Annotated in this window: 24 protein-coding genes and 2 pseudogenes; 17 read left to right on the top strand and 9 right to left on the bottom strand. The window is 28.1% G+C overall.

Features of this window, described 5'->3' with window-relative positions:
- Positions 1 to 47 precede the first annotated feature (47 nt).
- Together ABXT58_RS05195 and ndk are read left to right on the top strand one after the other, a co-directional pair.
- A pseudogene (locus ABXT58_RS05195) lies at positions 48 to 1508 on the top strand (leucyl aminopeptidase).
- Positions 1501 to 1911 (top strand): nucleoside-diphosphate kinase, encoded by a 411-nt coding sequence (gene ndk / locus ABXT58_RS05190; protein ID WP_415303621.1) that lies wholly within the window; start codon positions 1501 to 1503, stop codon positions 1909 to 1911. Before ABXT58_RS05195 ends, ndk begins: the two are co-directional and overlap by 8 nt.
- On the opposite strand, the pseudogene purN reads toward ndk, so the two are convergent.
- Positions 1908 to 2487: pseudogene (gene purN, locus ABXT58_RS05185) on the bottom strand (phosphoribosylglycinamide formyltransferase). The gene ndk and the pseudogene purN sit on opposite strands and share 4 nt — an antisense overlap.
- Complete coding sequence (gene purM, locus ABXT58_RS05180) at positions 2465 to 3493, bottom strand: phosphoribosylformylglycinamidine cyclo-ligase (protein WP_415303620.1); 1029 nt, start codon at positions 3491 to 3493, stop codon at positions 2465 to 2467. Before purM ends, purN begins: the two are co-directional and overlap by 23 nt.
- 126 nt (positions 3494 to 3619) lie before the next feature.
- On the opposite strand from purM, the gene ABXT58_RS05175 reads away from it, so the two are divergent.
- Genes ABXT58_RS05175 through aspS form a run of 3 tightly spaced genes read left to right on the top strand, consistent with a single transcriptional unit; the run spans position 3620 to position 7029 of the window.
- Complete coding sequence (locus tag ABXT58_RS05175; RefSeq protein ID WP_415303619.1) at positions 3620 to 4585, top strand: hypothetical protein; 966 nt, start codon at positions 3620 to 3622, stop codon at positions 4583 to 4585.
- The gene (locus tag ABXT58_RS05170) at positions 4582 to 5244 is read left to right on the top strand and encodes a DNA replication protein (RefSeq protein ID WP_415303618.1); all 663 of its coding nucleotides are present in this window, start codon (positions 4582 to 4584) and stop codon (positions 5242 to 5244) included. The genes ABXT58_RS05175 and ABXT58_RS05170 overlap by 4 nt, the downstream gene beginning before the upstream one ends.
- Positions 5245 to 7029 carry an aspartate--tRNA ligase gene (gene aspS, locus ABXT58_RS05165; protein ID WP_415303617.1) on the top strand — a complete coding sequence of 595 codons (1785 nt, stop codon included), beginning with the start codon at positions 5245 to 5247 and terminating at the stop codon, positions 7027 to 7029.
- A 2-nt stretch (positions 7030 to 7031) separates the two neighbouring features.
- Here the strand turns inward: aspS and ABXT58_RS05160 are convergent, their stop codons facing one another.
- Complete coding sequence (locus ABXT58_RS05160) at positions 7032 to 7853, bottom strand: ribonucleotide reductase (protein WP_415303616.1); 822 nt, start codon at positions 7851 to 7853, stop codon at positions 7032 to 7034.
- Positions 7854 to 7968: 115 nt separating this feature from the next.
- Here ABXT58_RS05160 and ABXT58_RS05155 point away from each other — a divergent pair, with 115 nt between their 5' ends.
- Together ABXT58_RS05155 and ABXT58_RS05150 are read left to right on the top strand one after the other, a co-directional pair.
- Positions 7969 to 8328, top strand: coding sequence for an NADH-ubiquinone oxidoreductase subunit NDUFA12 family protein (locus ABXT58_RS05155; protein ID WP_415303615.1), 360 nt, complete (start codon positions 7969 to 7971; stop codon positions 8326 to 8328).
- Positions 8329 to 8334: 6 nt separating this feature from the next.
- A complete protein-coding gene (locus ABXT58_RS05150) occupies positions 8335 to 8691 on the top strand; it encodes a DUF2155 domain-containing protein (RefSeq protein ID WP_415304919.1) in 357 nt (118 codons plus the stop codon).
- On the opposite strand, the gene accC is transcribed toward ABXT58_RS05150, so the two are convergent.
- The 3 genes from accC to aroQ are packed head-to-tail and all read right to left on the bottom strand — an operon-like array spanning position 8688 to position 10887.
- Entirely contained in the window at positions 8688 to 10025 is a 1338-nt protein-coding gene (gene accC, locus ABXT58_RS05145; RefSeq protein WP_415303614.1) for an acetyl-CoA carboxylase biotin carboxylase subunit, read from the bottom strand. The genes ABXT58_RS05150 and accC overlap by 4 nt on opposite strands.
- Positions 10025 to 10450 carry an acetyl-CoA carboxylase biotin carboxyl carrier protein gene (locus ABXT58_RS05140; protein WP_415303613.1) on the bottom strand — a complete coding sequence of 142 codons (426 nt, stop codon included), beginning with the start codon at positions 10448 to 10450 and terminating at the stop codon, positions 10025 to 10027. Before ABXT58_RS05140 ends, accC begins: the two co-directional genes overlap by 1 nt.
- Positions 10447 to 10887: a type II 3-dehydroquinate dehydratase gene (aroQ, locus tag ABXT58_RS05135; protein ID WP_415303612.1), complete on the bottom strand. Its 441-nt coding sequence runs from the start codon at positions 10885 to 10887 to the stop codon at positions 10447 to 10449. Before aroQ ends, ABXT58_RS05140 begins: the two co-directional genes overlap by 4 nt.
- A gap of 16 nt (positions 10888 to 10903) precedes the next feature.
- Here aroQ and thiS point away from each other — a divergent pair, with 16 nt between their 5' ends.
- Together thiS and ABXT58_RS05125 are read left to right on the top strand one after the other, a co-directional pair.
- Positions 10904 to 11122, top strand: a complete 219-nt coding sequence (gene thiS / locus ABXT58_RS05130; protein WP_415303611.1) for a sulfur carrier protein ThiS — start codon at positions 10904 to 10906, stop codon at positions 11120 to 11122.
- A gap of 2 nt (positions 11123 to 11124) precedes the next feature.
- On the top strand, positions 11125 to 11898 hold the full coding sequence (locus ABXT58_RS05125) for a thiazole synthase (RefSeq protein ID WP_415303610.1): 774 nt from the start codon (positions 11125 to 11127) through the stop codon (positions 11896 to 11898).
- On the opposite strand, the gene ABXT58_RS05120 is transcribed toward ABXT58_RS05125, so the two are convergent.
- On the bottom strand, positions 11895 to 13739 hold the full coding sequence (locus ABXT58_RS05120) for an Rne/Rng family ribonuclease (protein WP_415303609.1): 1845 nt from the start codon (positions 13737 to 13739) through the stop codon (positions 11895 to 11897). The genes ABXT58_RS05125 and ABXT58_RS05120 overlap by 4 nt on opposite strands.
- Before the next feature lie 100 nt (positions 13740 to 13839).
- On the opposite strand from ABXT58_RS05120, the gene ABXT58_RS05115 reads away from it, so the two are divergent.
- The 4 genes from ABXT58_RS05115 to ABXT58_RS05100 are packed head-to-tail and all read left to right on the top strand — an operon-like array spanning position 13840 to position 19462.
- Positions 13840 to 16173: a penicillin-binding protein 1A gene (locus tag ABXT58_RS05115; RefSeq protein ID WP_415303608.1), complete on the top strand. Its 2334-nt coding sequence runs from the start codon at positions 13840 to 13842 to the stop codon at positions 16171 to 16173.
- A gap of 45 nt (positions 16174 to 16218) precedes the next feature.
- A complete protein-coding gene (prfB, locus tag ABXT58_RS05110) occupies positions 16219 to 17268 on the top strand; it encodes a peptide chain release factor 2 (protein ID WP_415304918.1) in 1050 nt (349 codons plus the stop codon).
- Positions 17269 to 17270: 2 nt separating this feature from the next.
- Positions 17271 to 17984 carry a hypothetical protein gene (locus tag ABXT58_RS05105; protein ID WP_415303607.1) on the top strand — a complete coding sequence of 238 codons (714 nt, stop codon included), beginning with the start codon at positions 17271 to 17273 and terminating at the stop codon, positions 17982 to 17984.
- 29 nt (positions 17985 to 18013) lie between these two features.
- Positions 18014 to 19462, top strand: coding sequence for an AsmA-like C-terminal region-containing protein (locus ABXT58_RS05100; RefSeq protein ID WP_415303606.1), 1449 nt, complete (start codon positions 18014 to 18016; stop codon positions 19460 to 19462).
- On the opposite strand, the gene tyrS is transcribed toward ABXT58_RS05100, so the two are convergent.
- Positions 19459 to 20688: a tyrosine--tRNA ligase gene (tyrS, locus tag ABXT58_RS05095; RefSeq protein ID WP_415303605.1), complete on the bottom strand. Its 1230-nt coding sequence runs from the start codon at positions 20686 to 20688 to the stop codon at positions 19459 to 19461. The two genes, ABXT58_RS05100 and tyrS, sit on opposite strands and share 4 nt — an antisense overlap.
- Positions 20689 to 20734: 46 nt before the next feature.
- Here tyrS and ABXT58_RS05090 point away from each other — a divergent pair, with 46 nt between their 5' ends.
- Positions 20735 to 21862, top strand: coding sequence for an anhydro-N-acetylmuramic acid kinase (locus tag ABXT58_RS05090; RefSeq protein ID WP_415303604.1), 1128 nt, complete (start codon positions 20735 to 20737; stop codon positions 21860 to 21862).
- On the opposite strand, the gene ABXT58_RS05085 is transcribed toward ABXT58_RS05090, so the two are convergent.
- The gene (locus tag ABXT58_RS05085; protein ID WP_415304916.1) at positions 21859 to 22503 is read right to left on the bottom strand and encodes an alpha/beta hydrolase; all 645 of its coding nucleotides are present in this window, start codon (positions 22501 to 22503) and stop codon (positions 21859 to 21861) included. The two genes, ABXT58_RS05090 and ABXT58_RS05085, sit on opposite strands and share 4 nt — an antisense overlap.
- A 169-nt stretch (positions 22504 to 22672) precedes the next feature.
- Here ABXT58_RS05085 and ABXT58_RS05080 point away from each other — a divergent pair, with 169 nt between their 5' ends.
- Genes ABXT58_RS05080 through sufC form a run of 3 tightly spaced genes read left to right on the top strand, consistent with a single transcriptional unit; the run spans position 22673 to position 25276 of the window.
- The gene (locus tag ABXT58_RS05080) at positions 22673 to 23098 is read left to right on the top strand and encodes an RrF2 family transcriptional regulator (protein ID WP_415303603.1); all 426 of its coding nucleotides are present in this window, start codon (positions 22673 to 22675) and stop codon (positions 23096 to 23098) included.
- Position 23099: 1 nt separating this feature from the next.
- On the top strand, positions 23100 to 24542 hold the full coding sequence (gene sufB / locus ABXT58_RS05075; RefSeq protein ID WP_415303602.1) for a Fe-S cluster assembly protein SufB: 1443 nt from the start codon (positions 23100 to 23102) through the stop codon (positions 24540 to 24542).
- Positions 24542 to 25276: a Fe-S cluster assembly ATPase SufC gene (sufC, locus tag ABXT58_RS05070; RefSeq protein ID WP_271492524.1), complete on the top strand. Its 735-nt coding sequence runs from the start codon at positions 24542 to 24544 to the stop codon at positions 25274 to 25276. Before sufB ends, sufC begins: the two co-directional genes overlap by 1 nt.
- Positions 25277 to 25278: the final 2 nt, after the last annotated feature.

Here is a 25278-nt window from a genome sequence, read left to right as displayed (position 1 = left end):
TTATTCATATATAGCATTCAACCTGTAAGGAGTGTATTTAAAAATTTATGACTATTAAAATTAATTATTCAAACAAATTAAATGGTAAAATCTCAGCCAATCTTGTCTTATTTACTAATGAAAGATTCAATATAAGTCACTTAAAAAAAAATATTTCCGATTTCAGAGTTTTCTTACATAAATGACTTATTAAAAAGCAGCGACTTAAAAAAAAATTTGTTTGTTTTCGAGATCAACTCGAAAAAAAAAATAGTCTTAGTATCTGTTAAAAACAATTTAGAGCCCTCTGATATTGAAAATTTAGGAGCAGAATTTTATGGGCGCCTAAACTATGAAAAGAAAAGAGAATACTTTGTAAATTCAGATAGCATAATTAATAAATATGAAAATTTTATAAGTCATTTCTTACATGGATTAAAGCTTAAGTCTTATGAATTTAATCTTTATAAGTCAAAAAGTGAACAAAAACTCATTTCAATAAATGTAATAGGAAATAAAAAAAAGGCAACAGCACTAAAAGAGCTAAGGTTCAAGGCAATTGAAGAAGGAACTTTTTTTGCAAGAGATCTTGTCTCTGAGCCACCCAATGTTCTTAATCCAAAAGAGTATGTAAACAGACTTTTAAAATTAAAAAAATTAGGAATTAAAGTTACTGTTTATAACGAGTCTCAAATGAAAAAGTTAGGAATGCATTCTTTATTGGGTGTTGGAAGAGGTAGTGTAAATGAATCGTATCTAGTTACACTTGAATGGAACGGTAATAAAAAAGACAAAAAAGCTCCATTATCTTTTGTAGGAAAGGGTGTTTGTTTTGATACGGGTGGCATTTCTTTAAAACCAGCAAAATTCATGGAAGAAATGAAATATGATATGGCTGGATCAGCCGTTGTAGCAGGCTTAATACAAACATTAGCTACTAGAAAAGCAAAAGTAAATGCAGTTGGTGTAGTTGGTTTAGTTGAAAATATGCCAGGTGGAAATGCTCAAAGGCCAGGAGATATAGTTAAAGCTTATAATGGTAAAACTATTGAAGTTTTGAATACCGATGCTGAAGGAAGATTAGTTTTGGCAGATGCATTGAGTTTTACTGAAGCAAAATTTAAACCAAGATTTATTATTGATCTTGCAACTTTAACTGGTGCAATAATAATGGCATTAGGAGAAGAGTATGCAGGTTTATTTTCTAACAATGACGATTTATCAAAAAAAATATTTCAAGTAGGAGAAAAAGTAAAAGAAAAAGTCTGGAGACTTCCATTACATAGTAATTATGACAAATTAATAAACTCAACAATAGCAGACATGCAAAACATAAACTATTCAGGTGGAGCAGGATCAATAACTGCCGCACAATTTTTACAAAGATTTGTGACAAGTAAAACACCATGGGCACACTTAGATATAGCAGGTATGGCTTTTTCTAAAAAGCTGCAAACTTAAATCCAGGGGGAGCGACAGGTTTTGGAGTAAGATTATTAAATCAACTAATAGAGGAACATTATGAGTAATATAGAACAGACATTATCAATTATTAAGCCGGACGCAGTAGAAAGAAACTTAGACAATGAAATTAAAGAAATGTTTAAAAATAAAGGTTTCAATATTGTTAAAGATAAAAAAATCCAAATAGCAAAATCTGAAGCAGAACAATTTTATAAAGTTCATGAAACAAAACCATTTTATAATGATTTATGTGCATATTTATCATCAGGACCAATAGTTGTAATGGTGCTTGAAAAAGAAAATGCAGTTTTAGGAAACAGAGAGTTAATGGGTGCGACTAAACCAGAAGATGCTGCAGAAGGAACTATAAGAAAAAAATATGGAATTTCTATTGATAAAAATTCTGTTCACGGTTCTGATAGTGTCGAAAATGCTAAAATAGAAATTGATTTTTTTTTTAAAAACTAATTAAAAATTTTCATAATAGCAGCAGGGTATAATTTGTGCTCTTGCTTCAAAACTTTTTTTGCTAATGATGTAGAATTATCACTAGCCGATATTCTAATTTTTTTTTGTAATATTATTTTTCCAGAATCTAACTTTCGCTGCCACATAATGAACGGTGCATCCAGCAAATTTATCTTTATTTTGAATAGCTCTAATATGCGTATTAAGACCTTTGTATTTTGGTAGTAAAGAGGGATGGATATTAATTATCTGTCCATCAAATTTTTTTATAAAGTCATTAGATAAAATTTTCATAAAGCCTGCGAGGCAAACAAATTTTATTTTCTCTTTGTTAAGTAATAGTAATATATTTTTTTCACTATTTTTTAAATTTTTAAAATTAAATATTTTTTTTTTAATTTTAAATTGATCTGCAAAGTTTAAGCCTTTAGCTAGATTAGTATTAGAAATTATTAGGTTTATTGAGATTGGTGATTTTTTTATTTTAGAGAATTTTATTATATTTTTTAAATTACTTCCTGTTCCTGAAATAAAAACTGCAGATTTTACTTTTTTAAGACCAGTCAATTTTTCCATTAAGCTTAACTTTGTTTTTACCATTTGTTATTTTTCCAATAATATATGGTTGATACTCTTTAGTAAAAAATTTTTGAATTTTTTTTAAATTTTCTGGTTTAATTATTAAGCAAAAACCAACCCCACAATTAAATGTTTTTAACATTTCTTTGTCCTCAATATTATTTTTTTTCAACCACTTAAAGATTTTTTTAGTTTTAATTTTATTTAAATCTATATCAGCAATTAATCCATCTGGAATAACTCTCTTAATATTATCTGCTAGTCCACCACCAGTTATATTTGAACATCCACTTAAAAGATTATTATCAATTAGGTTCAAAACTTCTTGCACATAAATTTTTGTTGGTCTTAGTAATTCTTTTTTTAAAAATAAATTATTCTTTAAATTAATCTTTCCTTTTTTTAAAATATATCTTACTAGGGAATATCCATTTGAATGAACACCACTAGAAGGTATAGCTAATATTAAATCATTTTTTTTTATTTTTTTTTTTAGAAGAATTTTTTTTTCATCCACCAAACCTACAGCGAAGCCTGCAATATCAAACTTACCTTTCTCATAAGTACCAGGCATTTCCGCAGTCTCTCCCCCAACTAATTCACAGTTAGAGATTTTGCAACCTTTTATTATTCCTTTGAGGATTGATTTTAGTTTTTTTAAATCTATTTTATTAATTGAAATATAATCTAAAAATAATAATGGTCTTGCTCCCTGAACAATCAGATCGTTTACACTCATAGCAACCAAATCTATACCGATCGTGTCATATTTATTAAGTATATTAGCTATCTCAACCTTTGTTCCAACACCATCAGTGCAGGCTACAATTTTAGGGTTTTTTAAATTTTTTGGAATGTTTGAAATTGAACCAAAACCACCAATGTTATTAAACTTTTTTTTGCCTTTATTATTTGATGAGATAGAAGATATGAATTTAACAAAATTGTCAGCAGCATTTATGTTTACACCGCTTTTTTCATAGGTAAATTTTTTTTTATTCATTAGTATAAGATATGCAAATTATTATTAAATTATTAACATTACAAAAAGTATATATATTTTTTATTTCATTCGTTCTATTTATAATAATTTTTTTCCACAACTTATTTGAATGCAAATACTTTTAAAGTGTCTGATATTGAAATTTCATCTCCATTTGAGCTAAGTTTTAAGAAAAGTAGTGTAATAGATGCAGGGTTTAAGGCTTCTTTTTCAAATTTACTTTATATGATTACAACCTCAGGTGATAAAAATAAAATAAAAAATATTAAAATAAAAGAGATCAAAAGTATGATTGATTCTTTTACAATAAGTGATGAAAAATTTATTAATAATGAATATTTTGCTAAACTTGAAACGACATTTAATAAAAAAAAAATTTTAAGCTTTTTAGAAAAAAGAAATATATTTCCATCAATACCAATAAGAAATAAAGTTTTATTAGTACCAGTATTGGTAGATGCAGAAACTGATACCATTTATTTGTTTAATAATAATATTTTTTATGAAAGGTGGAATGATATAAAAAATAATTATCAATTACTAGATTATCTGTTGCCAACTGAGGATCTGGAAGATTTAAATAAACTTCAAGAGATGTCCAATTCTATTGAAACACATGATTTTATAAATTTAATAAAAAAATATTATTTAAAAGACTATATAATTGCAATAATATATAAAGATAAAGACAATGTTAAAATACTTTCAAAAATTAATTTAAATAATTCTCTTAAAATAAATAATAAAAAATATTTCAATATTAATTTAACAAATAAAAAAGATCTCTATATAATTTTAGAAGATCTAAAAAACACTTATGAGGATGAATGGAAAAAAAATAACGAGATAAATACATCTATAAAGCTTCCTTTGACCATTTCTATAAAATCAACAGATTATAAAAAGATTATATATTTAGAAGAGGTGCTCACTGGTATTGATTTGATATCAAATTTTTACATATTAAATTTTAATAATAAACTTACACAATATAGAATAATCTATAATGGCTCTCCGAAAACTTTTTTTAATGATATGAATAATAGATATTTTGATCTGGTAATGGAGAACAATATTTGGACAGTTAAATGAAAAGCTTAAATCAATTGTTACTAGATTTTAACTATGAGCAAAACTTTAGAGATGATGATTTTTATGTTGGAAAAAGTAATTTTTACCCTTTTGAATTAATAAACAATTGGCCTAAGTGGGAAAAAAATTTTTTAAATATAAGTGGAGAGAATTTTTCTGGAAAAACTCATTTAACTAATATCTTTTTAAAAAAATTTAATGGAATTAGAGTTGAATCAGGTTTGTTGAATAATGAAAACATTAAAAAAATCAAGCCCTATCAAAATATTGTTTTAGAAGATTTAAATTTAGATGTAGATGAGAAGCTAATCTATACTCTCTTTAATATAATTGATCAAGATAATAAATTTTTAATAATTACATCTTCAGAACCAGTGGCAGAAATTGATTTTAAGCTTGAAGACCTTAAATCAAGAACTAAAAACTGTCTTTTAGCAAAAATTGAAAACCCTGATGATGAATTAATGTTTGCTTTAATACTAAAAAATTTATCTGATAGACAGATTATTTTAGACAAAAAATTGATTGATTTTATCATTAAAAGAGTTGAGAGATCGTATGGCAAAATATTTGAATTCATATATAAAATTGACAAGATTAGTTTAAAAAAGAAAAAACCAATCGACTTTAAGATTATTAATGAGGCATTAGAGGAATAAGTGAACAAGTATAGAACACATAATTGCAGTGAATTAAATAAAGATAACAGTGGACAAGAAATTGTATTATCTGGTTGGATTAATAAAAAAAGAGATCATGGGAATCTTTTATTTATTGATTTAAGAGACAATTATGGGATGACTCAATGTATTATTGATAAAAGTAATGAGAGTTTTAAATTATTAGAAAAAATTCAATTAGAAAGCGTAATTAAAATAAATGGCAAAGTAGTTAAGAGAAGTGTGGATACTATTAACTCTGAACTTCAAACTGGTGAGATAGAAGTTAATATTGACCAATTTGAAGTACTAGGTGCATGCAAAGAACTTCCAATGCCTGTGTTTAGTGATCAAGAATATGCTGAGGAAATTAGACTTAAATATAGATTTTTAGATTTAAGAAGAAAAAAAATTCATGACAATATTATATTAAGATCAAAAGTTATTTCATTTATTAGAAATGAAATGTTTAAATTAGGCTTTTTAGAATTTCAAACTCCAATACTTACATCTTCAAGCCCAGAAGGAGCTAGGGATTTTTTAGTACCTAGTCGATTAAATCCAGGAAAATTTTACGCTCTACCACAGGCACCTCAACAATTTAAACAGTTAATAATGGTATCTGGATTTGATAAGTATTTTCAAATTGCCCCATGTTTTAGAGATGAAGATGCTAGAGCAGATAGAAGCCCTGGTGAATTTTACCAGCTTGATTTAGAAATGTCATTTGTTGAACAAGAAGATGTTTTTCAAGTTGTAGAAAAATTAATAGTTAATGTTTTTAAAAAATTTTCTTCAAAAAAGTTAATGTACGAAAAATTTCCAAGAATACCTTATGACGAATCTATGCTTAAGTATGGATCGGATAAACCTGACTTAAGAAATCCGTTAATAGTTTCTGATTTGTCAGATATATTTACACGTGAGGATGTTACTTTTGAAATATTTAAAAAACTTGTAAAATCTGGCTCCAAAGTAAGATGCATAGTAACCAAGAATACAAAAGAAAAACCTAGAAGTTTTTTTGATAATATTGATAAATGGGCCAAGGACCAGGGAGCTTCTGGTCTTGCTTATTTTACAATTGAAAAAAATGAAAATATTTCAGCCAAGGGTCCTGTGGGCAAGTTTTTCTCTAAAGAAGCGCTTGAGGAAATTATGAAAATTACAGGAGCAGAAGTAGGTGATAGTATATTTTTTGCTTGTGGAAAAATAAATGATGTTGAGAAGATCACGTCCCAAGCAAGAGATAAAATTGCTAAAGATTTAGACTTAATTGACGAAAATACTTTTGCATTTTGTTGGATCGTTGATTACCCAATGTTTGAAAAAAATGAAGTAAATAATAAAATTGAATTTAGTCATAATCCATTTTCAATGCCTCAAGGGGATATAAAAGATATTGATTTTGATAATCCTCTTAATATTAAAGCTTACCAATATGATATTGTTTGTAATGGAATTGAGTTATCCTCTGGTGCAATTAGAAATCACGTACCTGAGCTAATGTATAAACTGTTCTCAATTGCAGGTTATCAAAAAGAACAAGTTGATGAGAAATTTAGTGGTATGATTAATGCCCTTAGTTACGGTGCACCACCTCATGGCGGTATAGCACCAGGAATAGATAGAATTGTAATGCTTTTAGCTAATGAGAAAAATATTAGAGAGGTTACAATGTTCCCAATGAATCAAAACGCCCAGGACTTAATGATGAATGCGCCCTCAGAAGTTAATGAAGAGCAACTCAAAGAGCTTGGATTAGCTTTAAAACTTAAAAAATAATATTACTTTTTACCTTTTAAATTTATTTTAACATCAGATAAATCAACAAGATTTTTTTTATAATTGTTTCTAACAAAGCCTTTGCTAGTAACATCTTTTATAATCTTAAGTAATTGATTTTGATCTTCTGTATTTTCTTCTTCAGGTAAAGATCTGTCAGATCCTCCAATAGTAGGAGTATGCGCAAGGTCTTCTCTATTTTGGTATGAGATAGCCAATTCTCTAAATATATAATCCAATATTGAAGAGGCACTCATTATTCTGTCATTACCATGAACTTTTCCAGATGGTTCAAATTTAGTATCAACATAAGCACTAATAAATTCATCTAAAGGTACGCCATATTGTAGGCCAAGCGATATTGCTATTGCAAAGTTATTCATTAAAGCTTTTACTAACTCTCCTTCTTTGCTCGTATCAATAAAAATTTCTCCTATTTTTCCATCCTCATATTCACCTGTATGTAAATAAACTTTATGGTCACCAATTGTTGCTTTTTGAATGTAGCCTTTCCTTCTGTCTGGCATGCTAAATCTTTTACCCACACCTTCATTTATTTTTTTAACAAATGTGGTGTTGTTTTCTTTTGAAACAATTTTGGGCTGGCTTTGCTCAGATATAATATCTAATTTTTTAGGCTCAATTACCTTATTATTTGGGTCTAAGCTTTTTGTTTTTCTTGTATCAAGCTTAACATCTAAAACTTCAAATTTTCCATCATCTCGTTTTTCAAGGTTTGCTAATTCGGTTTCATTAATATCATCCAGATAATGATTAACTTTAAAGCTACAAGTGTAATAAGTTTCAACTAAGTATTTTGCCATTTTTCCTTTAATTAATTTTTTATTTTGAATCGTAAGATAATTAATTTATATACAAATCCTTACTTTAGTCTAATTTAAATAATACAATTAAGGATTGAAGAACGAGTAAAATTATATGTTGACACTTTTAAAAAAAATTTTCATTTGGTGGAATCAAGAAACGCTAGGAACAAAATTAAAGACCATTTTTTATGGTAAGCTTGCTGGATGTGATTCAACTGGTAATAAATACTATGAAAGTAAAACTGGTAAAAGATGGATAATTTATAGTGGTGAGATTGACGCTTCAAAAATACCTGGTGAATGGTATTCATGGATGCACTTTACTAATAATAGAATTCAAAATAATCATGATTTAGAAAAATATAGTTGGCAAAAACCTCATCAATCCAATCAAACAGGTACAGATCATGCCTATCATCCAAATAAAAATAATGAACAAATTAAAAAAAAATATACAAGTTGGAAAGGTTAATTTTATATTAATCATTTTCCTTTTTTTTTAGTAAATATCCCATCAGTAAATGCTCTAGAAAGTTCAAATGGAAAATTTATTGAGATAAAAATTTTAGATAAAGTTAGCTCTAAAACTAACCTTATAAAATTAACGATAGGTGAGGAAAAAAAATTCCAGAATCTTTTAATTAAAAGTTTAAAATGCAAAAATTCAGAATTTGATGACAACCCAGAAATAACAGCTTACATTCAAGTACAAGATCTAGTAATCAAAGATAATAATGAAGTTTTCATATTTAATGGATGGACTTTTTCATCAAGTCCAGCAATAAATCCATTTGATCACCCTGTGTATGATATTTGGCTTACTAAATGTTATTAAATAACTTTTTCATTATCTAACCAGCCTACATTAAAATCTGAATCAATAAACTTTTTATGATTAAGCAAGATTTTATGAAGAGGTATTGTTGTAGTGATTCCATCAATCACAAACTCATCTAAAGAACGATTCATTCTTTGAATGGCCTCAGTTCTATTTCTTCCTTGCACAATTACTTTACAGATTAAGCTATCGTAATATGGGGTAACCTTATAGCCTTGAAAAATTGCACCATCTACTCTTGTTCTAAAACCTGATGGTTGATGACACATACCTATGGTACCAGGAGAAGGTTGGAAATTTTTACTTGCATCTTCTGCATTAATTCTACATTCAATAGCATGTCCTCTTGGATTAATATCACTTTGTTTAAGAGCTGTTTCACCCGTATAAGCTATCCATATTTGTTCTTTAATTATATCAATTCCAGTTACCATTTCTGTAACAGGGTGCTCTACTTGAACACGTGTATTCATTTCTAAAAAATAAAACTTTCCATCTTCATAAATAAATTCGACTGTTCCAGCGCCTACATAACCAATTTTGCTAACCATATTTACAGTTCTTTCAAAAAGATCTTTTCTAATTTGATCTGTTAAAACTGGGCTAGGGGTTTCCTCTATTAATTTTTGGTGTCTTCTTTGTACAGAGCAGTCTCTTTCATGCAAATGAACAGTTCTATTTTTCCCAGATAATACCTGAACCTCTATATGTCTTGGATTTTGAAAAAATTTTTCTATGTAAACCTCATCATTACCAAAATATTTTTGAGCTTCAGATTTAGCTGTTGAAAATAATGTTTCAAATTCTTCTTCTTTGTGGACAATTTTCATGCCTTTACCACCACCACCACCAGATGCCTTAATTAAAACTGGAAATCCTATTTTTTTACAAAGTTCTTTGGCTGCTTTTATATCTGTAACACCACCTTCAGAACCTTCAATAACAGGTAGACCATGTTCTTTAGCAATTTTCTTTGCTTGAATTTTATCTCCCATCATTTCTATAAGTTTTGAAGATGCTCCTATAAATTTAATATTATTTTCTTCTAAAACTCTAGCGAAGTTTGCATTTTCAGATAAAAAACCATAACCAGGGTGAACAGCTTCTGCTTTTGTAAGTTCAATTGCAGACATTAATGCAGGCACGTTTAAATAACTATTTGCTGGTTGATGAGACCCAATACAAACACTTTCATCAGCAAGTCTAACATGCATGCTATCTCGGTCTACATCTGAGTGAACAGCAACAGTTGCAATTCCCCATTCTTTGCATGCTCTTATAACTCTGACTGCAATTTCCCCACGGTTTGCAATTAGAATTTTTTTAAACATTATTCAACAATGATGATAGTTTGGCCATACTCAACAGGTTGGCCATCTTCTACACAAATTTCTTTTATAATTCCATCTGCCGTAGAAGGGACGTGGTTCATAGTCTTCATAGCTTCGACTATCATAATTGTTTCACCTTTTTTAATTCTTTTACCAATCTCAGAAAACTTTTTAGCCCCAGGTTCTGGTGAGTGGTAAGCGGTACCTATAATTGGAGATTTAACCTCAGTTCCAGATACATCCTTAGGTTTTTTCTCAGCAGTCGTTGAAGTCGATGCTACAGTACTTACCACTTGATTTGAGTTAGTTGGATTTGATTTCGATACTTTGATTTTTGTATCTTTATCCGTGTATTCAATTTCAGTTAAATTAAATTCATTTAAGTAGTCTGTTAATTCTTTAATAATATTTTTATCTATTTTCATTTTTGTAATATGTTTTGCATTGCAATTATGGCCAAAATATAACCATTGTCACTTAAACCAAAAATTCCACCAGTAGCAATATCACTGATTAAAGATTTATGTCTAAATTTTTCTCTTTTGTATATATTTGATATGTGAAGTTCAATAATTGGCTTTTTATAAATATCTAAAGCATCCCTAATAGCAACAGATGTATGAGTAAAGCCAGCAGCATTAATAATTATGCCATCAAATTTACTTTTAGCTTCTTGTATAGTCGTGACTATTTCGCCTTCAATATTAGATTGAGAAAACTGTAAACGAATATCTAATTCTTTAGCTTTGTTTAAACAATTTTCTTTTAATTTATCAAAAGTTATTGACCCATATTGTGATTGTTCTCTTTCACCTAATAGATTAAGATTAGGGCCATTAATAATTATAATATTATTACTCATCCGATACTTATACATTATGAAAAAAATAAAAAAAATAAAAATTAAGATAAATGGTAAAATTTCAATGGTAAATGAAAATTTAAGCCTCTCAATTTTTCTAGAAGAGCTAAAAATTCCTCTTAAAAAAGTAGCAATTGAATTGAATCAAGAAATAATAGATAAAAATAAAACAAATAAAATCAAATTAAAAAAAAATGACAAAATAGAAATAGTTCATTTTATTGGAGGTGGGTAGAAATGAATAAAGATAAATTAATAGTCGCTAAGAAAAAATTTAATTCAAGACTGATAGTTGGTACTGGCAAATATAAGAGCATGTCAGAATGTGCAAAAGCTATAAAATTATCTGGTGCAGAAATTGTAACAGTTGCCGTAAGAAGAGTTAACATCTCAGATAAAAAAAAACCATTATTAATGGATTATATAGATCCAAAAAAAATTACCTACCTTCCCAATACAGCGGGATGTTTTAACTCTGAAGAAGCTCTTAGAACATTGAGGTTAGCTAGAGAGATTGGTGGGTGGAAATTGGTAAAGCTTGAAGTTTTAGGTGACAAGAAAAATCTATTCCCTGATATGATTGAAACTTTAAAATCTACTGAAGTTTTAACAAAAGAAGGATTTAAAGTGATGGTATATTGTAATGACGATCCATTGATGGCTAAGAGATTGGAAAATGTTGGAGCTTGTGCAATTATGCCTTTAGCAGCACCTATAGGATCTGGACTTGGAATTCAAAATACAACAAATATTAAGATTATAAGAAGTCAGACAAAACTCCCTGTAATAATTGATGCTGGTTTAGGTCAAGCATCAGATGCAGCTATTGCTATGGAATTAGGTTGTGATGGAGTTTTGGCCAATACAGCAATTGCTAAAGCTAAAAAACCATTTCAAATGGCTTTAGCCTTTAAAAATGCAGTCATTGCTGGAAGACAGTCTTATTTAGCAGGACGAATAGAAAAATCTATATACGGAAGTGCATCCTCACCAACAACAGGAATTATTTAAGCTGCAGGTTTTTTAAAAAACTTTTTTTTATAAGGTTTTTTTTTATAAGGTTTTTTTTTATTGGAATTTTCAAAAGATTTAAATTCTTTTTTTTGCTCTTCTAAATTTTTCAGTTTTTCTAGATGCTCAACAGTTTCTATTGTTTTTTTAGTTTTATTCTGAAGATCAATTATATATTCAGGAATAATAAGAGAGTTATCTGCAATAATATCTATTTTAATTAAGTTCTTCTCTTCAAAATACTTCAAATCTTCAATGAAGTTTTCTTTCATGAAGTCAGATATTTTTTCACAGATCTTTAGCTCTACAAATTTTGCTTTTGTTAAAACAGCTTTAACCTCCACTAGTTTAAGAATTTTCATAGCAAAAGACTCATCTGTAAGAGTAACTTTCCATTTTACAGCACTTTCACGTAGTCTTTGTCTGGACATCTCCAACAATCCAAAATTACTAATTCTTCCTATTTGAATTCTTGCTCTATCAGTTCTACATTTTTCTTTAAGTTTTCTTTCAACCAACCTTCTATTTCCAAAGCTCAGCATGTCAATGAAGTCGATAATTATTAAACCAGATAAATCTCTTATTTTAATCTGTCTTGATATTTCTTCTGCTGCTTCAAGATTGGTATCTAAAGCAGTACTCTCAACATTTTTTTGTTTTATTGAGCTTCCTGAATTTATGTCAATTGAAACTAATGCTTCCGTTGGATTAATTACCAAATATCCACCAGATTTTAATTTAATTTCAGAGTCATAAATTTGGTTTAATTTCTCTTCTATATTTTCCTTAAAAAATAAAGGAACTTTTTCTCTATATTTTTTAATTTTTTTAACATGAGATGGCATCATTAACTTCATGAAGCCTTGTGCTTTTTTATAGCCATCGTTACCTTCAATGATTATGCTATTTGTATCCTCGTCATACATATCTCTTAAAGTTCTTTTTATAATGTCACTTTCTTGGTGAATTAAAGATGGTGCTATAGAATTTAAAGCAGTTTCTTTAATTCCATTCCAAGTTTTTATTAATGTTTGAAGGTCGTGATCTATATCGTTTTTTGTTTTATTGGATCCTGCAGTTCTAACAATGAGACCCATTTCTTTTGGTATATTTATATCGTTTAAAATTGTTCTAATTTTTTTTCTCTCACCAGGATTAAAAATTTTTCTTGATATACCACCACCTTTTGGAGTATTGGGCATTAAAACAATATATTTACCAGCAATAGAAATAAAAGTACTTAAGGCAGCTCCTTTTTGTCCTCTTTCATCTTTTAATACCTGTATTAAGATCACTTGATTGGGTTTTATAACTTCTTGTATTTTATATCGTTTAGACCTGAATCTCAGCGCTGGTTTTTTTATTTGAGGAACTTGTATTTCTTGATCAGTGCTTTCAATTAATGCAGATTCGCCTGATGCTATTAATTCTTCAGATGAGTTTGATTCAACTTCTGATTCAGGTGTAATTTCGACTGGATCATTAATCTCTAAGTTACCTTCATTAATATTTTTTTGCTCTTCTTTTTCACTTTCTTTTAAAAGTTCTTCTCTTTCTTTTTCTTCTTCTTCTTTTATTTTAGCTAAATCACTTTGGGGGATTTGATAGTAGTCTGACTGAATATCATTGAAAGATAAAAAACCATGCCTGTCTCTTCCAAAATCAATAAAAGCAGCTTGCAAAGATGGCTCTACACGACTAACTTTACCAAGGTAAATATTGTTCTTAATTAGGTTGTTTTTTAAACCTTCGTACTCGTAGTCTTCGATATTATCGTCTGATTTAAGCACGACTCTAGTTTCATTTGGATGCGAAGCATCAATGTATAAATTTTTTTCCATATATTTTTGATTGGTTGTTCCATTTTATTTAAATAATTTTAAATTTTGTTTGAATTCTGATGCCTTAACTTTAACAAATTCACATGTATATTAAACTAAAATGCACCGAATTATTAAAAATATATTTATACTAATTCTTAGCTTTGGTCTATTAACTGCATTTTCTGTATTAGGTGTTTTATGGGCTTTTTCTAATAATTTACCAGATTATAAATTTCTTAAGAGTTATAAGCCACCAGTTTCAAGTAAAGTTTACTCAGGTGATGGGGAATTAGTAAATAATTTTTCTACTGAAAAAAGAATATTTGTCCCTTACGATGCAATTTCAGAAAAAGTAATCAACTCTTTTTTATCTGCCGAAGATAAAAATTTTTATTCACATCCTGGTGTAGATGCAAAAGGAGTTTTGAGAGCTATAATAAATAATATTTCCAATATTATATCATCAAGAAGACTGGAAGGAGCCTCAACGATAACACAGCAAGTAGCAAAAAATTTCTTACTAACTAATGAGGTGAGCTTGAATAGAAAGATAAAAGAAGCAATCTTAGCATTTAGAATAGAAAGAGTTCTTTCAAAAGAAAGGATACTAGAACTGTATTTAAACCAAATTTATCTTGGTGGAGGAGCCTATGGAGTGGCGTCTGCAAGTCTAGAATATTTTGATAAGTCAATTAGTGAATTGAATTATTATGAAGCTGCTTTATTGGCAGCATTACCAAAGGCCCCAAGTAGATACAATCCTTATAAAGATATGGTGTTGGCTAAGTTTAGGAGAGACCTGGTTTTACAAAATTTATATGAAAATAAATATATAAAAAAAATGGAGTATGAAGAGTTTATTAATAAAAAAATTATATTAAAAAAAAGAAAAAAAACTTTTACGGAAGACACAAGTTATTATGTTGAAGATATTAGAAAAGATGTTGTTGATCAGCTTGGTTTTGATAAAGTTTATAAAGAAGGGTTAAATATAAGCACTCCAATAAATCTAAACTTACAAAAAATTGCCATAGAATCTTTAAGAGAAGGTTTGATGAGTTACGATAAGAGAAAAGGATGGCGTGGACCATTATTAAGAAAAAAAAAATTAAATAATTGGAAAAACAAACTAGATAAATTTAGATTAGAAAAATCAATTAATTGGAATTTAGCAATAGTAAGAAAAATTAATAAATTTTCTTTAGAAATTGAAACTGAGAATGAATTGAATGGTGTTATTGAATATGAAAATATTTCTTGGATAAAAAAAGAATTTAATGAGATATTAAAAATTGGAGACGTTATTTATGTAGAAAATATAAATGATAATATATTTTCATTAAGGCAATTACCTTTAGCAAATGGTGGTATAGTTGTAATGGATCCTTTTACAGGTAGAGTTTTAGCATTAAGTGGTGGTTTTAGTTTTAAAAAAAGTGAGTTCAATAGAGCAACACAAGCACTAAGACAACCTGGTTCAGCATTTAAACCTTTTATTTATGCGTTAGCTCTTGAAAATGGTTACACTCCATCTACTTTGATATTAGATGCCCCACTAGTTCTGAAGCAAGGGTCTGATCTAAAGTTATGGAAACCAGAAAATTATGGAAAAAAATTTTATGGTCCCTCAACATTAAGAATGGGATTAGAAAAGTCTAGAAATTTAATGACTGTTAGAATTGCACAAGATCTTGGTTTGAAAAAAATAGTTAATTTTTCAAAACAACTAGGTATTTATGATAATCCAAGTGAATTGTTATCTATTTCCCTAGGGTCTGCTGAAACGACCTTATTAAAGCTCACATCTGCTTATTCCTCATTTGTTAATGGGGGAAAGCTTGTAAAACCAATAATGATTGATCGAATTCAAGACAGTGAAGGAAATACAATATTTAATAATGAAAAAAGAAAATGTCTAAATTGTGATCAAATATCTTTTTTAAGTAAAGATTATCCAGAAATAGAGGATGAATTTCTTCAAATTTTTTCTCCTCAAACAGCATACCAGGTGACCTCGATATTGGAAGGCACCATTCAGAATGGTACAGGAAAAAAATTAAAAGACCTTAATTTAGACTTAGCTGGAAAAACAGGTACTACTAACGGTAATGCTGATACTTGGTTTATAGGGTTTACATCAAAGCTTGCAATAGGCGTATATGTTGGGTCGGATAATCCAAAATCATTAGGAAGATATGAGACAGGTGCAAAAACTGCGTTGCCAATTTTTAAAAGCTTTATAAAAAATGCAGTTAATAAAGAAGATGCAAGACCATTTAAAGTTGCAGATGATATTTTGATGAGAGTTATTGATCCGATAACTGGTAAAAAAGCTTTGAGTGAGAGTAAATTTACTATAATCGAGGCTTATAAAAATAAAAAAATAGATAGCGCTTTAAATAAAGATATTAATAATAGATTAAAAAATAATAATATATTAAAGTTCTATTAATGGAAAATGAATATTTAAATCACAGATCTGAAATAAAAAAGATTAATCAAAGAGTTAAGGAGTATCTTTGAAAAGAATAAAATTCATTCCAAATTAGAGAAAAATAATCAAAAAATACTAGAAGATAATTTCTGGCAAAATAAATTAAATTCACAAAAAATAATTAAAGAAAAAAAACTATATGAGGAGCTAATAAACTCACACGATAATTCTGTTAGGTCTTTAACTGATTTACATGAATTAAATGAATTAGCTTTAGAAGAAAAAAATCAGTCAATAATTACTGAAGTTTTAGAAAATATCAAAGAATTAAAAAAGTTAGCAAAAAAAAATGAAACAAAATGTTTTCTATCAAACGAAACCGACATTTTTGATAGTTACATAGAAATTCACGCAGGTGCAGGAGGAACTGAAAGTCAAGACTGGGCTGAAATGCTAAGAAGAATGTATTTAAAATGGTCTGTTATTAAAGGTTTTAAATCACAGCTAATAAGTGAGCATAAGGGTGATGAGGCTGGTATAAAATCATCAACAATAAAAATTGAGGGAGATTATGTTTTTGGATGGTTAAAATCTGAATCTGGCATACATAGATTGGTTAGGATTTCCCCATTTGATTCAGGTGCGAGACGACATACAAGTTTTGCCAGTGTATGGATTTATCCTGTTGTTGATGAAAATATTGATATTGAAATTATAGAAAAAGATTTAAGAATTGATACGTACAGATCTAGTGGAGCGGGTGGTCAACATGTAAACACAACAGATAGTGCCGTTAGAATTACACACTTACCATCTAAAATAGTTGTTCAATGTCAAAACGAAAGGTCGCAACATAAAAATAAAGATACTTGTATGAATATGCTTAGAGCACGTCTTTATGATTTTGAAATGAAAAAAAGAGAAAAAGAAAGTCAAACAGTTGAATCATCTAAATCAGAAATAGGTTGGGGGCATCAAATTAGATCATACGTACTACATCCTTATAGAATGGTTAAAGATAATCGAACTAGCTTTGAGAGTTCAAATCCTGATAAGATATTAAATGGCGAAATAGACGACTTTTTAGAAAGTTCACTGTATAAAGTCAAATAATTATGAAAATAATTAAAATTTTATTAATAACATTTTTAGTTTTAATTTTAGCAATTTTTTATTTAAGCATTTTTGGAATAAAAACTGATAAATTCAACAATCTAATTAACAATAATATTTTAAAAATTAATAAAAAAATTAACTTAAGTTTAAGTGATGTAAGCTATTTATTAAATCCATATAATTTTACTGTAAATATAAAGACTAAAAATCCCAAGATATTATTAGGAGGTAGGAGTTTAGAGATAAAAAATATTAAGACGAATGTAGCATTAAAATCTTTAATTAATAATCAATTTTCAATTGATGACCTACAAATTACAACAAAAGAGATTAAACTTAATGATATAATTGCATTAGCAAGGTTATTTCAAAATTCTCCACAACTTTTTGTTTTAGACACAGTTATAAAAGATGGAATTGTAACCGCAAACATTAATTTAAAATTTGATAAAAATGGAAAGATAAAAGAAAATTATAAAGTTGAAGGTTCTATTAAAAAAGTGAAATTAAATATTCTAAATAAAATTAAATTACAAAATTTCAATTTTAACTTTAATATCGATAAAAGCGTCTATTCATTGAAACAAATAAATGTGGAGCTTAATAATATAAAGATAAACTCACCATTAATTAAAATTAAAAAAAAAAAAATTTATTTTTTGTTAATGGAAAATTTCTACATGATAGAAAAAACTTTGAGATTGAAGAGTTAAAGCAAATTTTTAACAATTTACCTAACGATATGGATATAAAAAAAATTGAATTTAGCTCAAAGAATAACTTTTCTTTTAATGTTGGTAAAAATTTAAAAATTGATAACTTTAAAGTTGAATCAATTATTGATTTAAATCAACTAATTTTTAACCAAAAAAATTTAAAATTAAAGCCATATTTACCAAACTATATTGGAGAAATAAAATTAAAAGAACATAAGGTTATTATTAATTATAAAAACAATAAACTTGATATAAGTGGAAAAGGAAATATCATATTACAAGATAAATTGGATAACTTATCCTACCAAATAATTAAAAATAACAGCAACTTTTCATTTAATTCATTAATAAATCTTAAGAATAATTCACTATTAATCGAGCCCTTGGATTATGAAAAGAAAGAAGGTTTAAGTTCTTTAATTTCAATAAAAGGAAATTTTAAAAAGGATAATAAGCTAAGACTTGATTTAATTAGTTTAAAACAGAAAGATAATTCAATTTCAGTTGAAGGTTTAAATTTTAATAAAGATTTTAAAATTATAGGTATAGAAGCTTTTAATATTAATTATAAAAATAATAAAAAAATTTTGAATAATCTTAACTTAAAAAAAGATAATTCAAATTTTATTATAGAAGGTGAGAGTTTTGATGCTTCTAGAATAATTAATAATATTATGGATAGTGATGAAGAAAGCTCACATATTTTTGAGAATCTAAACTCGAAAATTAATATTAGAATAAAAAAAACTTATATTGATGAGATTAATTATATGAATGATCTTTATGGGGATATAAGTTTTAATAATAATAAAATAAATGATTTAACAATAGAATCTACTTTTCCAAATCAGAAGAAAATTAATCTATCTATTAAAATTAATAATAACTCAGAAACTATAACAAAATTATTTTCCGCTTACCCGAAGCCTCTAATTAAAAGATATGATTTTATTAAAGGATTTGAAGAAGGATACTTGGATTTTTACTCCTCTAAGAAAGGTAGTGTCTCTAATTCAGTGCTAATTATTGATAACTTTAAAGTTAAAGAAGTACCTGTCTTTGCTAAACTTTTAAGCTTGGCTTCATTACAGGGAATAGCTGACCTTTTAACAGGTGAGGGTATAAGGTTTACTGATTTTGAAATGAATTTTTCAAATCAAAAGGGTCTTACAACAATTGAAGAAATGTATGCGATTGGCCCTGCTGTTTCTATATTAATGAATGGGTATATTGAAACTAGGAAGTTAGTAAGTTTGAGAGGAACGTTAGTACCAGCCACAACAATAAACAAGTCTATAGCCTCAATACCCTTATTGGGTAAAATTTTAATTGGAGACAAGGCAGGGGAAGGTGTTTTTGGGGTTAGTTTTAAGATTAAAGGACCACCAAAAAATTTAAAAACTACAGTGAACCCTATTAAATCTTTAACACCAAGATTTATAACTAGAACTTTAGAAAAAATTAAAAAGAATTAGCTTAATTCAACCTTAATATGTCTTTTTTTACCTAAAGAGAGTTTGATTAAATTATCTTTAAACAAATCGTTGGTAATAATTAATTTTTCATCAGTGATGATTTGATTGTTTATTCTAATTCCATTTCCCTTAATCAGTCTTCTGATCTCACTCTTTGAACTCTCTAATTTAGACAAGATTATTAAGTCTATAACACTCATTTTTTCTTTAATTTTTTTTTCATCTATTAAAATAGATGGTAAGTTTTCTCCCATCGAATTATCAGCAAAAGTTTGTTTTGCTGTTTTTTCACTGTTTTTAGCTGCATGTTCACCATGCAACATTTCTGTTGCTTTATTGGCTAGTAAAATTTTTAGTTCATTAATATTATTATTTTTAATTCTTTCAATTTCATCAATATTTATATCTGTAAATATTTTAATGAATTTTAAAACATCTCTATCATCTATGTTTCTCCAAAATTGCCAATAATCATAAGGTGAAAGAAATTTTTTATCTAACCATACAGCGCCGGACTCTGTTTTGCCCATCTTAGCACCTGATGCCAATGTTATTAAGGGCGTGGTTAAACCATAGACGTGATTATTGGAATGTCTTTTTATTAAATCTACACCATTTATAATGTTACCCCACTGATCAGAGCCACCAATTTGAAGCATGCAATTTTTTGTTTTATTTAGTTCTAAAAAATCATAGGCCTGTAATATCATATAATTAAATTCCATATAGCTTAATGACTGTTCTCGTTCTAATCTTATCTTTACACTGTCAAAACTCAGCATTTTATTAATTGTAAAATGCTTTCCTATGTCTCTTAAAAAAGAAATGTAATTTAAATTTTTAAGCCAAGTATAATTATTTACAAAAATAGGTTTAGTTTTTGTATCTTTATCGTCCAAAAAATTTTTTAAAATCTTTTCTATGTTGTTGATATTTTTTTCAATTTCTTCTTCTGATAAAATTACTCTCGTCTTATCTTTACCAGAAGGATCACCAATTCTTGTTGTTCCACCTCCTAATAACACAATTGGACGATGTCCATATTTTTGTAATAATCGCAGACACATGATTTGCAGTAAACTACCAACATGAAGGCTTTCAGCCGTACAATCAAACCCTATATAGGCATTAATTTTTTTTTTATCTAATAACTTAGACAAATCCTCTTCCCCAGTACATTGGTAGAAGAAACCTCTTTCTTTAAATTCTGTTAAAAATTTATTCATAAATATGTTAACTACAATATACAATATTTATTAAAAAAAAATAAGAATGGAAAAAATTTATACATCACTAGGATTAATGAGTGGAACTTCAATGGATGGAATTGATGCTTCAATCATTAAATCAAATGGTGAAGATAAATATGAAGCAGTTTTTGATCAATATTTTAAATTTGATGAAGAATTGTATAGAGATTTGGTTTATATAAGGAATAAAATCAACTCTTCTAGAGATCTGGAGATTAACTCAGTTTTACTGGAAAACCTTGAGAGAAAAATTACATTATTTCACGCATCTATATGTAAAAAAATCATTAATGATTATTCTTTCGATATCGATTTAATAGGATTCCATGGACAGACTATATTTCATAACGCAAATGAAAAAATTTCGAGACAACTTGGTGATGCTTATTTATTATCAAACTTATTAAAGAAAAAAGTTATCTATAACTTCAGAGAAAATGATATGATTAATGGGGGGCAGGGGGCACCTTTAGCACCTATTTTTCACTTACTGTTAATTAACCAAAATCAAATTAATTTGCCCGCATGTATTTTAAATATTGGGGGTATAGCCAATATAACGATAATTTCTTCCAGGGATCTTAAGGATTTAAGAAGTTATGACATTGGACCAGGCAACTGTTTATTGGATGAGTGGGTAAGAAAAAATAGTGAAGAAAGATTTGATAAAAATGGTGAATTAGCTAAAGCTGGAAAAACAGATAAAATTATCTTAAATCAAGCAATTGATAACTTTAATAATATAAAAAAGAATAATAGTATTTCTTTTGATATTAAAGATTTTGACTTAAATTTTGTTCGCGGACTTTCTTTGGAAGACGGTGTTTCAACTTTAACTGATTTTACAGCCTTCTTAATTTATCAATCGATTGTTACATCAATTAATTTCGATAGAGATAAAAAATTAAATATACTTATTTGTGGGGGTGGTAGAAAAAATTCATCTTTAATTAATGGTGTTAAAGATAAACTTCCATCTAATGTGAGTCTTTGTTTAATAGATGATTATAAAATTGATGGTAATTTTGTAGAGTCACAAGCTTTTGCATATCTTGCGATTAGGTCTTTTTTAAAAAAAAAAATATCATTTCCCAAAACGACCAATGTAACAAAACCTTGTTCTGGTGGTGCTTTAATTAAAAACTATTAAAATAAAGCAGATTCTTTTTTTATATATTTATCCAAGCTTTTTATTAAAACATCTTCAGTTTTAGTAAAAAAATGATTAGCATCGTTTATTGCTTGAAAAGAAACATTAATACCTTTTTGAGCACTTAATCTTTTATTTAGATCAGTGATATACTCCAAAGGAACTAGTTCATCCTTTTTTCCATAAATCATCAAACCTGAAGTTGGACAAGGAGATAAAAATGAAAAATCATATACATTAGGTTGAGGAGATATAGCAATGAATCTGTTTATTTCAGGTCTTCTCATAAGTAGCTGCATAGCTATTAGAGATCCAAAAGAAAATCCCGAAACCCAACATTGTGAGTTATCAAAATTTTCTCTTTCTAACCAATCTAAAGCAGCAGCAGCATCTGCTAATTCACCTTGACCATTATCGAACTCTCCATCACTTTTTCCAACACCTCTAAAATTTACCCTACAAACAGAAAACTCATTTTCCATAAATGTATGAAATGTATCTACTACAACTTTATTATTCATTGTTCCTCCATATTGAGGATGAGGCTGTAACACTAACGCGATTGGTGATGTAATCTTATTACTCTTGTAATACTTGGCCTCCATTCTCCCCGCAGGTCCAGGTATAAAAACTTCTACAATTTTGTTATCCATAAGTGTTATTGATTATTATTCTCAAAAAAAATTACATCTATCATAAGTAAGCGACAATATGTTAACTTTTTTTATATGATATATACTTGACTAATTTAGTCAGGTTTGTATAAAAAGCCCATTATTAAAGGGTAAATAAATAATTAACATTAAAAGTATGAAGTTAACATCAAAAGGCAGATATGCAGTAATGGCTTTAGCTGATTTAGCTAATTTTAATAGCATAAATCCTGTATCTTTAAGGGATATATCCTTAAGGCAGGGCATATCTTTAGATTTTTTAGAACAAATATTTTCAAAGTTAAAAAAACATAATATAGTGAAAAGCACTAGAGGCGCCAATGGTGGGTATGTTTTAAACAAAGATCCTGTTCAAATTAAGCTAGCCAATATACTTAATGCTGTAGATGAAGAAGTTAAAACTGTTCAGTGTAAAAAAGAGTCAAAAAAAGGATGTAATAGTAAAACATCAAAATGCATTACTCATAATTTGTGGGATGAACTTGAAGTTCATATCAATAATTTTTTTGAACAAAAAAACTTAAAAGATCTTATTAACAATTCTTCAGAAAGTAGAAATTAAAATGGACGCAAGAGAAAAAGAAATAGAAAAATTAAAAGATTATAAATACGGTTTTTCAACAGATATTGAAAATACTCGAGCTCCGAAAGGTTTAAATGAAGAAGTAATTAAATTTATTTCAAATATTAAAAAAGAACCACAATGGATGCTTGATTGGAGACTAAAAGCATTTGAAAGGTTAAAACAATTAAAAGAACCAAACTGGCAAAAACCAAAATATCCTAAAATAGATTACCAAAATCTTTATTACTATTCTGCACCAAAAAGTATGGATGATAAACCAAAAAGTTTAGATGAGTTAGATCCAAAATTATTAGAGACTTACAATAAACTTGGAATTCCATTGCAAGAACAAGCAAGACTTAATGGAATTGCAGTTGATGCTGTATTTGATTCTGTTTCTGTTGCAACAACATTTAAGGGTGAGTTAAATAAAAAAGGAATTATTTTTTGTTCTATGTCAGAAGCGATACGAGAACACCCTGAGTTAGTAAAAAAGTATTTAGGTTCTGTAATTCCATTATCAGATCATTATTTTGCAACACTTAATTCAGCAGTCTTTACTGATGGGTCATTCGTTTATATTCCTGAAGGTGTAAGATGCCCGATGGAACTTTCTACTTATTTTAGAATTAATGCTACAGAAACAGGTCAATTTGAAAGAACTTTGATTATTGCTGATAAAGGAAGTTATGTAAGTTATTTAGAAGGGTGTACTGCACCAATGAGAGACGAAAATCAATTGCATGCTGCTAATGTAGAATTAATTGCACTAGATGATGCTGAAATTAAATATTCAACGGTTCAAAATTGGTACCCTGGAGATAAAGATGGTGTAGGAGGTATTTATAATTTTGTTACTAAAAGAGGATTATGTAAGGGCAAAAATTCAAAAATTTCATGGACACAAGTCGAGACAGGTTCAGCAATCACATGGAAGTATCCAAGTTGTATTTTAAAAGGAGATAATTCTGTTGGAGAATTTTATTCAATAGCTATCACCAATAATCATCAGAAAGCAGACACTGGTACAAAGATGATCCATCTTGGAAAAAATACAAAAAGCAAAATAATTTCTAAAGGTATATCGGCTGGTTTTGCTGATAATACATACAGAGGATTAGTGGATATCGCTAGAAATGCTGATAATGCGAGGAATTTTACTCAATGCGATTCTCTTTTGATGGGTAACAAGTGTGGAGCACATACAGTTCCATACATAAAGAATAAAAATTCTAGCTCAAATATTGAGCATGAAGCTACTACATCAAAAATTAGTGAAGAACAATTATTTTACTGTAATCAAAGAGGTTTAAATCAAGAAGAGGCTGTTAGTTTAATTGTTAATGGTTTTTGCAAAGAAGTGTTACAGCAGCTTCCAATGGAATTTGCTGTTGAAGCGCAAAAATTAGTTGGTATCAGTTTAGAAGGGAGTGTTGGTTAATGTTAACAATTAAAGATCTTAAAGCAAATATTGATAATAAAGAAATATTAAAAGGATTAAATTTAGAAATTAAGCCAGGGGAAGTGCATGCGATTATGGGACCGAATGGATCTGGTAAAAGCACTCTATCAAATGTTCTTTCAGGGAAAAAAGGTTACACAGTAACTGGCGAAGTAAAGTATTTTAATGAAAATCTTTTAGATTTAGAGATTGAAGAAAGAGCTCATAAAGGAATATTTTTAGCATTCCAATATCCACTGGAAATACCAGGAGTTAATACCAATATATTCTTAAAAACATCTCTAAATGCAATTAAAAAAGCTAAAGGTGAAAAAGAATTAGATGCCATTGAATTCTTAAAATTAGTTAAACAAAAAGCAGGCGAATTAAAATTTGATGAAAAAATATTAAGCAGACAATTAAATGTAGGTTTTTCTGGTGGAGAAAAGAAAAAAAATGAAATACTTCAAATGTCTATATTAAACCCTAAGCTGTCTATTCTAGACGAAACAGATTCCGGACTTGATATCGATGCTTTAAAAATAGTTTCAGAAGGTGTTAATGCATTAAGGAGTAAAGAAAGTTCTTTTTTAATCATTACTCATTATCAAAGATTATTAGAATATATAAAACCAGATTTTGTGCATGTATTAATTAATGGACAAATAGTTAAATCGGGTGGGTCAGAACTTGCATTAGAACTTGAAAACAAAGGATACGAAAGTTTAAGCTAGAT

It is taken from the genome of Candidatus Pelagibacter sp. Uisw_090, from assembly GCF_047717845.1.
Lineage (GTDB): Bacteria > Pseudomonadota > Alphaproteobacteria > Pelagibacterales > Pelagibacteraceae > Pelagibacter.
This window is presented reverse-complemented; position numbering and strand designations above follow the sequence as displayed.